Annotated in this window: 9 protein-coding genes; 5 read left to right on the top strand and 4 right to left on the bottom strand. The window is 40.6% G+C overall.

What is annotated here, in order from left to right:
• Positions 1-30: 30 nt before the first annotated feature.
• Positions 31-3,015, bottom strand: coding sequence for a glutamate synthase large subunit (gene gltB / locus ACTHJT_RS14975; protein ID WP_440239638.1), 2,985 nt, complete (start codon positions 3,013-3,015; stop codon positions 31-33).
• 405 nt (positions 3,016-3,420) lie between these two features.
• Here gltB and ACTHJT_RS14970 point away from each other — a divergent pair, with 405 nt between their 5' ends.
• Positions 3,421-6,237: a CHAT domain-containing tetratricopeptide repeat protein gene (locus tag ACTHJT_RS14970; RefSeq protein WP_440239636.1), complete on the top strand. Its 2,817-nt coding sequence runs from the start codon at positions 3,421-3,423 to the stop codon at positions 6,235-6,237.
• A 132-nt stretch (positions 6,238-6,369) separates the two neighbouring features.
• Here ACTHJT_RS14970 and ACTHJT_RS14965 read toward each other — a convergent pair whose 3' ends face one another.
• Positions 6,370-7,269, bottom strand: a complete 900-nt coding sequence (locus tag ACTHJT_RS14965; protein WP_440239634.1) for a hypothetical protein — start codon at positions 7,267-7,269, stop codon at positions 6,370-6,372.
• Between the two features lie 182 nt (positions 7,270-7,451).
• Between ACTHJT_RS14965 and ACTHJT_RS14960 the strand changes: the two genes are divergently transcribed.
• From ACTHJT_RS14960 to ACTHJT_RS14945, 4 genes are read left to right on the top strand one after another with little or no spacing between them, the layout of a single operon-like run.
• Positions 7,452-9,023 carry an ArnT family glycosyltransferase gene (locus ACTHJT_RS14960; protein WP_440239632.1) on the top strand — a complete coding sequence of 524 codons (1,572 nt, stop codon included), beginning with the start codon at positions 7,452-7,454 and terminating at the stop codon, positions 9,021-9,023.
• Entirely contained in the window at positions 9,020-9,886 is an 867-nt protein-coding gene (locus tag ACTHJT_RS14955) for a lysylphosphatidylglycerol synthase transmembrane domain-containing protein (protein ID WP_440239630.1), read from the top strand. Before ACTHJT_RS14960 ends, ACTHJT_RS14955 begins: the two co-directional genes overlap by 4 nt.
• A complete protein-coding gene (locus ACTHJT_RS14950; protein ID WP_440239628.1) occupies positions 9,873-10,868 on the top strand; it encodes a glycosyltransferase family 2 protein in 996 nt (331 codons plus the stop codon). Before ACTHJT_RS14955 ends, ACTHJT_RS14950 begins: the two co-directional genes overlap by 14 nt.
• The gene (locus ACTHJT_RS14945) at positions 10,846-11,649 is read left to right on the top strand and encodes a ChbG/HpnK family deacetylase (protein ID WP_440239626.1); all 804 of its coding nucleotides are present in this window, start codon (positions 10,846-10,848) and stop codon (positions 11,647-11,649) included. The genes ACTHJT_RS14950 and ACTHJT_RS14945 overlap by 23 nt, the downstream gene beginning before the upstream one ends.
• A 9-nt stretch (positions 11,650-11,658) precedes the next feature.
• On the opposite strand, the gene ACTHJT_RS14940 is transcribed toward ACTHJT_RS14945, so the two are convergent.
• Positions 11,659-12,330, bottom strand: a complete 672-nt coding sequence (locus ACTHJT_RS14940) for an RluA family pseudouridine synthase (RefSeq protein WP_440239624.1) — start codon at positions 12,328-12,330, stop codon at positions 11,659-11,661.
• Positions 12,331-12,334: 4 nt separating this feature from the next.
• Entirely contained in the window at positions 12,335-12,871 is a 537-nt protein-coding gene (locus tag ACTHJT_RS14935) for a DJ-1/PfpI family protein (protein WP_440239622.1), read from the bottom strand.
• Positions 12,872-12,988 lie beyond the last annotated feature (117 nt).

Raw genomic sequence — 12,988 nt, 5'->3', positions numbered from 1 at the left:
ATAAATATCGTGGTGCGGAGGAGGAGAAAGCTAACCTCCACCCGGCGTAGAGTGACGTACACGTCCGATCCAGTCATCAACTTTGTGACCTGGTAACTGACCGCCTTCACCCGGCTTCGCGCCTTGTGCCATTTTAATTTGTAACTCATCAGCATTGGCTAAGTAGTAACTTGTAACACCGAAACGACCTGATGCAACCTGCTTGATGGCTGAACGCTCCCAGTCTCCGTTTGCTTTACGCTCAAAACGGATCTCATCTTCACCACCTTCACCGGAGTTTGATTTACCGCCGATGCGGTTCATCGCAATCGCAAGTGTAGAGTGCGCTTCATGAGAGATTGAACCGAATGACATCGCACCTGTAGCAAAACGTTTGAAGATATTTGCTGCCGGTTCTACCTCATCGATGGATATAGAATCACGTGTCTGTTTGAATTTCAGTAAACCACGCAGTGTAACCGCTTTCACGCTCTGGTCATCAATCAGGTTCGAGTATTTCTTGAACACCTGATAATCGCCTTTGCGGCAAGCCTGCTGCAATAAGTGGATCGTTTGCGGATTGAACAAGTGGAATTCACCACGGCGCTTCCACTGATAGATACCGCCCACTTCCAGTTTCGGACGAGGTACCGGCACTTTCGGATATGCCTGCTGATGCTTGATCAACGCTTCTTTCGCGATGCCGTCTAATGACAGACCGCCGATTCTTGAAACGGTATTCGTAAAGTATTTATCAATTACTTCAGAGCTAATACCCAATGCTTCGAAAATCTGCGCACCCTGGTATGACTGAAGTGTAGAGATACCCATTTTAGAGAATACTTTTAACAAACCATTATCAATTGCTTTAATAAAGTTGTATGTTAATTTCTCTTCTGTCAATTCTGTCTGCAATTCGCCGCTGCGCTTCATACCAATAATGGTTTCGAACGCTAAGTACGGGTTGATGGCAGATGCACCGTAACCGATCAATGTTGCAAAGTGGTGTACCTCCCATGCATCACCGCATTCTACCACAATACCGACTTTACCGCGCTGACCTTCACGGATCAGGTGGTGGTGTACCGCTGCAGTAGCCAATAATGAAGGGATTGGCGTATGTCCGCTGTCAACTTTACGGTCTGTTAATAATATAATAGAGTAGCCATCATTTACAGCATCTGAAGCATACTTGCAGATACGTGTCAATGCTTTTTCCAGGCTACCCGGCTGTTCGTCTGCTTTGAAAGTAATTTCCAACGCTTTTGTCTGGAAATGTTTATCATCGATCTGACGAAGTTTTTCTAAATCGTTGTTGGTTAACACCGGCTGATGCAATTCAACCATACGGCAGTGGTATGGAGATTCATCCAACAGGTTTAATGAACCACCTACATACGATACAAGCGACATAACCATACGCTCACGGATCGGATCGATCGGCGGGTTAGTTACTTGTGCAAACAATTGCTTGAAGTACGCAGACAGGTGCATTGCCTGATCGGATAAAATTGCAAGCGGTGTATCTATACCCATTGAACCAAGCGGCTCGTAGGCAGTTGTAGCAATTTCACCCAGGATCAAACGCAAATCTTCAGATGTATAACCAAACACCTGTTGCTTTTTCAACAAGGCTGCAGCGTCCGGTTGTGTATATATAACCTGCGGTTCAGGCTGCTCGCTTAACTTGATTTTGTTTTTCAACCATTCGCCGTAAGGCTGGCGTGTACAAATATCATTTTTAAGTTCTTCATCACTGATAATACGTCCCTGCTCTAAATCAGCAACGAACATTTTACCAGGCTGCAGACGACCTTTCGTAACTACTTTTGCCGGATCTACTTCAATAACACCTACCTCAGATGCCATGATCACGGTATCGTCATCCAGCAAGCACCAACGGGAAGGGCGCAGACCGTTACGGTCAAGCGTTGCACCTACAATTTTACCGTTCGTGAATGAGATCGAAGCCGGACCATCCCAAGGTTCCATCATGGCAGCATGGTATTCGTAGAAGGCATGTTTTACCTCAGACATAGACTCGTTACCGTCCCATGCTTCAGGTACAAGCATCATCATTACGTGTGGTAAATAACGACCGCTTAATACAAGTAATTCAATTACGTTATCTAAGTGCGCTGAATCTGAGTTGCCCGGATCGCAGATCGGTAAGAGCATCTCAATTTCTTCTTTTGTAAATACAGTAGAAGTTAATAATGCTTCCTGCGCACGAATCCAGTTCACGTTACCTTTTACCGTGTTGATCTCACCATTGTGTGCGATGTAACGGAACGGCTGCGCTAACTTAAATGACGGGAATGTGTTGGTAGAGAAACGTGAGTGAACAACTGCCAATGCAGAAACCATTTCAGGCTTTTGCAGATCCAGATAGAATTGTTTTACCTGCGCAGTCATCAACTGACCTTTATATATAATGGTTCTGGAAGAGAATGAAGCGAAATAAAAACGCTGATTCACTACCTCATTATTTAATGTTTCTTTAACAATACGTGTAGAATAGTTACGCAATACATAAAGCTTTCTTTCGAAAGTCTCTACGTCTTTCACGCTCTCTGCACGCTTTACAAAGATTTGTTCTACTGCCGGTTCAACAGCAATGGCGCTGTCGCCAATCATTGAATCATCCGTAGGAACTGCTCTGTAACCTAAAACCGTCATGCCTAGCTTTTCAACCTGACGGCTTAATATCTTCTTGCACTCTTCCTTCAGCTTCTCATCCTTCGGTAAGAATAACATTCCGACACCATACTCGCCAAAGGCTGGCAACTTAATGCCAATCTTGACACATTCATCCACGAAAAATTCGTGGGGAACCTGAAGAAGGATACCAGCACCATCGCCGGTATTAGTCTCACAGCCGCATGCACCACGGTGTTCCATACGCTCAAGCATATGCAGGGCATTCGCAACTGTTTCATGAGATTTTCTACCTTTCAGGTTGGCTACGAAACCAATTCCGCATGAGTCATGCTCGAAACTAGAATCATAAAGGCCGGTTTGATTGTTCTCTCTCATCTACACTATTGTTATATTTTTATTAGAACAGATACTATTGCTATTTCTCTAAACACTCCCAACAAATTTTTTTGAAATTCTGTTCTTCAAGTATTTGTATTGGCTTCCTGCCTTTTTACAAAATCTTTGGTTTTTCTTCAGAATCGGGGTTTTTCTAAAACTTACAACTAATTATTCTTAGAATAGTACCAGAATAAATTGTTTTAGTAGGTTTAAAGCGGAAATCGACTTTAAATTTACATATTATTTGCGAAAAAAAATAATCTGGCAATAGAAAATCGTTTGAAAAACAGGATCATGTAATGTTACCTCCAAATTCAATAAATTTTTGGTCTTAAAAAGGGCATTTTTGTACGTTTTCAACTCATTACTGCTAAATTTAGATTGAATCTAAATTTAGCAGTAATGAGCCTTCGATTTATACTTTTATTATGTGTAATCCCCGGACTGGGATTTGCACAACTTCCTAAAATTCCCGGTTCAATTGGCGGAATTAATACTTCAGTCCTGGCAAAAGAGGCTAAAGGACTATTGATTAATCAGTTGGATAAGAGTAAGGCGGAATACGACACCACCAGCTTTAATTATGCAATTTCTTTAAGTGATAACGCGGGTTTATATGAAAATGAAGAAAAATGGCTGCGCAATCAAAAACTGTTCTCGGATGTACTGAAACAAAGTGACGGCTCATCCCTTACTCCCCTGCAGCAGGCCGAACAGAATGATGAAGTGGGTGAGATGATGTATGCATCCAGCAAATTCCAAACGGCTGAGAATGCTTTTTTAAGTTCGAAAGCTATTTATGAAACCCATGCGCTGACCTCCGAAGCCAGCTACAGCAAAGTGATTGCCAACCTCGGTCTGCTCTACCACACCATGGGCCGGTATTCCAAGTCGGAAGAGTTTGAAAAATCTGCCATCGAAATCCGCAAAACACAGGGCGGAGAAACAAGCATTGCTTATGCCGCTTCCATCAACAATCTGGGGGTATTATATAAAGATATGGGCCGCTATACCGAAGCTGAAAAGATGCTTGAAAAATCGGTGCAATTAAACAGCATCAATCCGGGAAAGCAATCTGCGGCATATGCCATTACCTTAAACAACCAGGCGATGCTCTATGAAGAGACCGGCCGCTTTCAGCAGGCAGAACAGCTACTGGCAGAAGCGATCCGCATTGCTTCAATGGTACTAACTGAGAAGTCTACAAACTATCAGCGCCTGTTAATCAACCAGGCATTGCTTTTTGAAGAAATGGGTGAATACACCAAAGCCGACGAGATCTATAAAAAAGCCATCGCAATCAAAGAAAAAAAACTGGGCTCTAATCACCCGGATTATGCGCACCTGCTGAACCTTCAGGCTGAACTATATATGCAGATGAAAAAGACTACTGAAGTTGAAGCGCTGCTAAAAAAAGCCGCGGATATCTATCTGAAAAAATTCGGTGCCAACCATCCTTCTTATGCAGGTGTGCTGCAAAACCTGGGCACCTATTACAGAACACAGGACCAGCAAACACCGGCGTATACAAACCTAAATAAAGCGCTTGCCATCCGCATCGCTGCTTTGGGAGAAAACCACCCGGATGTGCTGCAAACAAAAGAGTCTATAGCGCTGCTCGACTGGCAGGCAAAAAAATATCCGGAGGCTGCAGCCGGTTTCAAGGTAGTACTGGACCAGGACATGATTCTGATCAACGAATATTTTGCAGCCTTAAGTGATGCTGAAAAAGCCCGCTTCTGGGATAAGATCCATCCTCATTTTGAACATTATACATCTTTTGTGACAGACGCCTACAGCAGCATACCAGCGCTCAGCGGACAATTATATACTTACCAGCTGGCTACCAAGGCGCTGTTATTAAATGCCAGCAACAAAACCCGACAGCAGATCCTTTCAAGCGGAGATCCTGCTCTCATCAAAGAATATCAATCCTGGCTGGATGCAAAAGAAAATCTTTCCCGTTTGTATTCCATGTCCAAGGCTGAACTGGCTGACCAAAAAATCAATCTGGACTCCATCGAGCGTGCAACCAATGCGAAAGAAAAAAATCTATCGGCCAGTTCCAATGCCTTTAAGTCTGGCTATACAAATACAGCAGTAAACTGGAAAGATGTGCAGCTGGCACTTTCAACGGAAGATGCCGCCGTAGAAATTATACAGCTTATTAAATTCAATAAAGTAAAAACAGACACCGTCCGTTATGCAGCATTGGTTTTAACCAAAGAAATGAGTATGCCTGAGCTGATTTTGTTGAAAGATGGCAACCTGCTTGAAAAGCGCTACCGCGCTTACTATACCAACTGCATCAAAAGCAAGGTTGCGGATGAGCAATCATATAAACAATACTGGGAAGAAATTGATAAAAAAACCGGAACAAAGAAAAACATTTTTGTTTCACAGGATGGTGTGTACAGCCAGCTGAACATTTCTACGTTCCGCCTGCCTGATGGCAGTTATTTATTGGATAAGAAAAATATCCAGCTTGTTTCCAATTCGAAAGATATTATAAAATTAAAAGCAGCGGCCGCTCCTTCAACATCTTTGACTGCAGTAGTGGTTGGCAATCCCACCTTTGGTATGGAAGGCACCATTGCTCCATTGCCGGCAACGAAGGTGGAGATCGAATCCATCAAGATTCAGCTTGTGGCGAAAGGCTATAAAGTTACAACTTATGTGCAAGCCGAAGCAACTGAACAGAACATCCGTAAAGTCAGCAATCCGAAGATCCTGCATATTGCCACACATGGATTCTTTATTAAAGAAGCCCAGGCCGAAGAAGATAAAACCATGGGTGTCGGATCCGAGCATTCAGCCTTGAATCCCATGCTGCGCTCCGGACTGCTGCTGGCCAATGCAGAAGCAGCAGTAGATGGCAAGGCAGAGTATGGTGTATTAACGGCTTATGAAGTCATGAACCTGAATCTGGATAAAACAGAAATCGTTGTGATGAGTGCCTGCGAAACAGGTTTGGGCGATGTTAAAAACGGTGAAGGTGTTTACGGACTGCAGCGCGCGTTTCTTGTAGCCGGTGCCGACGCACTGATTATGAGTTTATGGAAAGTGAATGATGAAGCAACACAGAAATTAATGAGCAGTTTTTACAAAAACTACCTGTTGTTAAATAACAAAGAAAAAGCTTTCAAGGCTGCACAATCAGAATTGAAACTGCTTTATAAAGACCCTTATTACTGGGGCGCCTTTGTATTGATTCAGTAAAGGTTGGAGAGTTTAAATAAACCTTATAGGTTTTCTACCGGTGAGGTTGTTTGTAAACGATACAACTGCTGATTAATGAACATTCGTGATTTCGTTTACAAAACCTATAAGGTTTCGTACCAATATTGAGAATTAGAAGAAGATATCCTGCCCTTCTTCTAATTCTTTATTAATATTTTTTAATACTTCATCAATTTCTGCTGCCTGTTGTGCAATCTTATCCAGAATAAATGGATAATCTGTCTGTTCTTCCATTTTAGCCAGTTGCAGCAAACCCAGGATTCTTGCCAGCGGTCCGCGTACGTGATGCGCATTGGCAAATGCATATTTTACCAGGTAAGCATTTTTACTTTTTACATTGTTTGTCCGCTCTTCAACAATCTGCTCCAGGTGTGCATTGATTTCATTCATCTGGTTCTCGCTTGCGATCAATTCTTTGTTTTGTTTTTCAATGGCTTTGCCTTTCTCTATCAGTTCATGATTTTTTACCAGCAGCTCCTGGTTAATACTGTTATACTTTTCCTTTAATGCACTGGCGGAATAGGTTATAACAAAATAAACGATCGCATATATAATAAAAGAAGTAATCACTTCATTGTTGTCATGCTTTCCATAAAACATTGGGTTTTTCAATTGGAACAATAAAACCACCGCCATACCGGCAGCAATATAGCCATGCATGAAATTTTTGCTGAGTCCATCAAGCAATATGGATATAATAAAACCGATCGCAAAAATGGCAATCAAGGCAGAATGCGAATGGGGAATAAAAATAGTAGAATAAAATAACGACAAGAGCGGAAAAAAAGTAGCAGCAATAATAGATGCCTTGTGTTTCTTCATGCGGTCCAGAACAATCGCACCACCAAAACAAATTAAAATAGATATATCAACAATGTGAGATGCATTATCGGTCACCTTTTCAGATTTGAAAATAAAATCTGCGAGCGTAACCAATACAACTCCAACAAAAGATGTCTTTAAAATTATCTTTAAAAAAAATTCTTCAATATTATTATTACCTGAACTCATTATTTTTTATCTGATTAAAAATCCAAACAATACCCCTTTATAAGCAGCTAGTAATAAAATAAATAAAACAGGGTTTAAAAACAATCAATTTTATGCCTTGCTAACAATTCACTAACAATAGCTTCATTTCCATTTAACATTTCTTTAACGTTGAGCTAACCTCGATTGAATACATTTAACAAATGATCATTCAATTCAAAAAAGAAGATGTCTATTTTTCAACGGCTCTTCTTGGTATTGCTATAGTATATTCTATTAATCTGGGCCTCATGCCCTTATTAGCAGATGAGCCTACACGTGCGTTGGTTTCCCTGGAAATGGTTTTAAGCGACAACTATATTTTCCCAACCTTAGGCGGCGATGCGTATTTAAATAAACCTCCTTTGTTTAATTGGCTTATCGCATGCCTCATTTTAAACACAGATTTCTCTGAGGGTGTTTTACGTACCCTTCCGCTGATAAGTTTCTTCCTGATATCAATTCTTCATTATGTTTTTTGTTCAAAATATGTGTCTAAACAAATAGCTTTGTGGAGCAGCATTGCATTTTTAACCTGCGGTAGAATTATATTTTACGATTCAATGATGGGATATATAGATCCCGTTTTCGCGCTTATTATAGTTGCAAATTTTTATATCATTCTTATTTTTTCAAAAACCTCTAAATACATACAGCTTTTCATTTGCTCTTATCTGCTATGCACACTGGCCTTTTTCCTGAAAGGCCTGCCGGCATGCACATTTCAGGCATTTACACTTACCGGAGTTTTCATTTACAGAAAAACTTTCCATAAACTTTTCAGTTGGTCGCACATAGCAGGCATTTCCATTTTTATACTTTGCGTAGCAATCTATTATTATGAATACGGAACATATGCTTCCACTGAAAAAGTATTGCGCGCACTCATCAGTCAATCGACACAACGCACACCGGTATCAACAAGTATTACCGATACGCTTGCACACATTATACAATTTCCGTTTAATTTTATAATCGATTTCCTGCCTTATAGTTTACTGATTATTTTTTGCTTCAATAAAAAATTCAAGGATGTCATCCGTGAAAATGATTTTGTATTTGTTTCTCTACTCATCTTTGGTTGTAACCTTTGGCTTTACTGGTTGTCGGCAGAAACCCGCCCGCGTTATCTGTTTATGTTCCTGCCCATGTTCTTCACGGTTCTTTTTTATGCATATGAAAAATTCAGATCGCAAAAAACAGAATCCTATATCAGCTATTTGTTAATACTTATTGCTGTTGCTGCAATTATTGCCATTGGCATACTTCCCTTTTTACAACGTTTTAATTTTATTCCAGACAGAGTTTTTATCGCTTCAGCATCCATTGTTGCAATTATAATTTTACTCGTTTGTCTCTTTAAGGAAAATATTACCAACATGGTCATGCTTCTTTTACTACTGCTGACCATACGCATGGACTTCAATTTATTTATACTTCCATTACGAAAAAAAGAAGCTCCTGAGAGCGCGAATAAAAAAATCGGTTACAACATTGCTGAACTCACCAAAGGAGAAAAGCTTTTCCTTTTGTACAAAGCACCGGTAAACGACGATATCCTTTATTACATCACATCACGTAAAGGCGAGATTATTTATAGCGAACACATCGCCCCTGTTGCCGGCAATTATTATATCGCAAGAAAAAAACAGATGGACTCGCTTCATCTTACATCTGTTTTTTATCAGTTTCCTGTTTCCTACAACAACCAAACACTTTACCTGGTAAAAAAATGAACCGGTATAATCAACCATATGTAAAGCTGTTGCTTAAGCTGATCATTACTGGTATTGCACTGGGTTTTGTATTCATGCATATTCCTATGCATGATCTGATTGCCGTACTAAGTCAGGCAAATGCCTTATGGCTTGCAATTGCACTGATGCTGTTTACCTGCTCTAAATATATTTCCGCTGCACGTTTCCACGATATTTTTTCAAACGCAGGTATTAAAATTCCCCGCGGATACAATTTTAAATTATATCTGTTGGGTATGCTTTACAACTTCATGCTTCCCAGCGGCGTTGGTGGTGATGCATACAAAGTAATTAAGATTGAACGTGACTTTGGCTACAAAACTCAAAAAGTAACGTTGCTGATTTTATTCGACCGAATCAGCGGACTTATTGCTCTAAGCAACATTGCCGGCATACTGCTGATTCTGTTTTTGTTCGGGAATTATTTCATCGTTTTGTCGCTGGCACTGATGCTGCTTAATGTGATGTATTATGCCACGCTTTCAAAATTGGTTCCGGTAAAAATATTTTCTATTAAAACCGAAATGCTTTCCTGGACAGTGCAACTCTTCCAATCACTATGCGCATACTGCATCATACGATCCCTGTCCATAGAACAACATGTGTGGATCTATATTTTAATTTTCCTGATCTCTTCCATCGTTGCTGTAATCCCTCTAACAATAGGGGGACTAGGCGCGCGGGAATATACATTCATGATTGCAGCAAATTATTTCATGATACAAACAGATAAAGCCGTTTGTATAGGTTTACTGTTTTATATAATCACATTACTGATTTCTTCATTAGGCATTTACTTCATATTCAAACCCATTAATAAAACCTGTTATGCACAATCATAATACTTCCATCAGGAAAATTTCTGTTGTTGTTCCCATCTATAACGAAGAAAGTAATATAGCAGAGCTCTGCAGCCGCCTGCATCAGGTGCTTGATTCACTTCCCTATAAGTTTGAAATTATTCTAGTAAACGATGGCAGCATGGATAATTCTGCTAAAATGATTGCTGATATGTGCCTGATCTTTTCAGAATTGAAAGGCATTGACCTGGCTGGTAACTACGGACAAACGATTGCACTGCGCGCAGGCTTCGAATTGGCGAAGGGTGATGTGATCATTGCCATGGACGGTGATCTGCAGCATGATCCGGCAGACATCATCCGCTTCATGGAAAAAATTGAAGCCGGTTATGATCTTGTTGGCGGTGCAAAAGAAAGCAGGCCCGACAGCTGGTTGAAAAGTAAACTCTCTGCTCTGGCACATAAGCTCATCAGCAGGCTTGCACAGGTTGAGATGAGTTATTTCGGCGCTACGTTCAAAGCATACCGCTCGTATCTGCTGAAACATTCAAATCTGCTGGGCGACAGCCACCGTTTTTTAGGAGCCATTGTTGCGCGAAAGGGAATTAAATATACTGAAATACCTATAACCATTCATCCGCGTTTATATGGCACAAGCAATTACAAGATGAATAAAGTCTGGAAAGTATTACTGGATCTGATCTTCCTGAAATTCTTTGTTTCTTATCTGAAAAAACCTTTCCGTTTGTTCGGCAGTATTGGTGCTGGTATGCTCTTCTTCGGACTGACCGGACTGGCCGGCTTTGCTATTGGCAGTTTCTTTTTTCAAACCAATGTAAAAGAAGATTTCATTGTTGAATATTTCTCCTGTGCCATACTGATCATTATGGGTATGCTGTTCATCAGTATCGGGATACTGGCGGAAGTTGGTGTATATAATTACTTCGGACAAAAACGTATGTCGCCATATTCCATCCGGTCGATTATTTCTCAAACAAAACATGCAAAAGAAACTAATTCTTAATGCCGATGATTATGGCTGGGACAAAGATGCAACTGCCGGCATTCTGAATCTTGTAACAAGCGGTAAAATTCAGAATGTAAGCATACTGGCAAATCATTGTACAGCGGCGGAGTTACAGAACATTCAACCATACCAATCGTCTGTTTCTACTGGTCTGCATGTTTGTTTAAATGCAGGCATGCCTGTTTTAAAAACGTCTTCCTCTTCTATCCAGCATGAGTCAGGTGCTTTTTTTTCTTCGAAGGAGTTATTTATAAAAGCGCTTACAGGAAAAGTAACTTATAAAGATGTATATAATGAAATCAACGCTCAGTATACCTTATTGAAAGATGCCGGTATTGAGGTGAGTCATGCTGACAGTCATCAGCACCTGCATCAGTACCCCTTTCTGAGCAGCATGATTACCCAGGCTTTACATGAGGTTGGTATTAAAAAGATCCGTAACTGCATGCCTTATTCGATTTATGATACAAGAAGAATTATTGTAGCCGGATTTTGTGCAGGCACTAAAAATAATCTACGGAAGTTTTCCAGTCCGGATGTGCTCATCACAGATTTTACAAACAAACATTTCAACTTCAATACACAAGTTCCGGAATTGTTAAAACGATTGAATACTTCTTCCTATCAAACCATTGAATGGATGTGTCACCCGGCGCTGGCAGACAGGCAGGGTTCGTACCTGCAGCGAAAAAATGAATACGATTTTTTAATGAACTGTGATTGGGATGAGTTGCTGAAAGAACTTTCGATTGGCCTTTCAAAATATTCATTCCTATGATTACGGCTGCTATACCAGCCATTGCGGAGTTGCCTCCACACACATATGTTCTTTGGTAAGCGGATGTGTGAACTCAAGCCTGCCTGCATGCAGCGCAATACAGTTCGGCGCATATTCAACCGTTGAACCATATAATATATCTCCCAATATAGGAAAACCCGCCGCAGCTAATTGTGCACGGATCTGATGGTATTTTCCGGTATGCAATTCTATGTTCCACAATGAATATTTTTCTTTATATACAGTGTTTGTATAGGCTAAAGAAACAGGATCAAAATCAGGTTTCTCACTCAGGTGAAGAATAGCTTTTTTATTTTTTGAATCTTTAAAATGCCAGTGTATTAATTTCCCCGCCGAAGGTTTCGTATTCACTGGTGTGAGCGCCTGGTAAAATTTTTTAACGGTGCGCTGGGCAAACTGCTCACTCAGATCACGCAACATGGATTTCTTTTTTGCAAACAGAACAATGCCGCTCACCGGCCTGTCGAGTCTATGTATATGCTGCGCGTACACCTCATTATTCGGATGCGTGGATTTACGGATATACTTCTGCACCTGCTGCAGCAAATTCGGGTGTCCGTTCCGGTCTGGCTCTACCATCAGGCTCGCCGGTTTATTCATTACCAGAATAGATTTGTCTTCATAGAGTATATGATCGGGAACATGAATAATAATCGACATATATCTATTTATTTGTATTTGTCCGGTTTAATAATTCCATGTATTTCAATGCACTTTCTTCCGAAGCTTCCGGACCATTTGCAGTCAGGATCAAACCATCGGTTACCACTTTCTCCCCGGGCATGGCAGTTGCTCCGTATTGCAGAGCTAACTCAGAAAATACACCGTCGGCATCAAAACCCGTTGCTTTTTTATTTTCCAGCAAACCCCATTTCAGGAAATTCCTGGGAGCCGCACAAATAGCTGCGATTGGTTTATTATTCGTTAAAAATGCTTTGAAAAGCGTTTGTGCAGCTTTATTATCAGCATATTCCGCAGAACCGCCACCGCCAACAAAATAAATGCCTTCGAATTCCTGTTGTTTAACTTCTTCTATTAAATAGGTGTTGGGAACCTGATAACCAAACCTCCCCGTAGATATTTTTTTGGTCGATGCCGTACATACTTCAAAGCCTGCCTGCTCAAAAAAGGCCCTTGGCACCAGGTATTCACAATCTCTAAAAGTATTAGAGGCCAATACGAATAATATCTTTCTTTCCATCGTTACGTATTAAGAATTACAAAACAACTGTCAACGAAATTTTCTCCTGTAAGAACGAGAATTTATTCTCTAAAAACCTGATAAATGTCATTTAATACACTTTTAGGGGTATTATTT

It is taken from the genome of Cytophaga sp. (assembly GCF_051961495.1).
Lineage (GTDB): Bacteria > Bacteroidota > Bacteroidia > Cytophagales > Cytophagaceae > Cytophaga.
The sequence above is the reverse complement of the archived record's forward strand: the minus strand, read 5'-3'. Positions and strand labels throughout refer to the sequence as shown.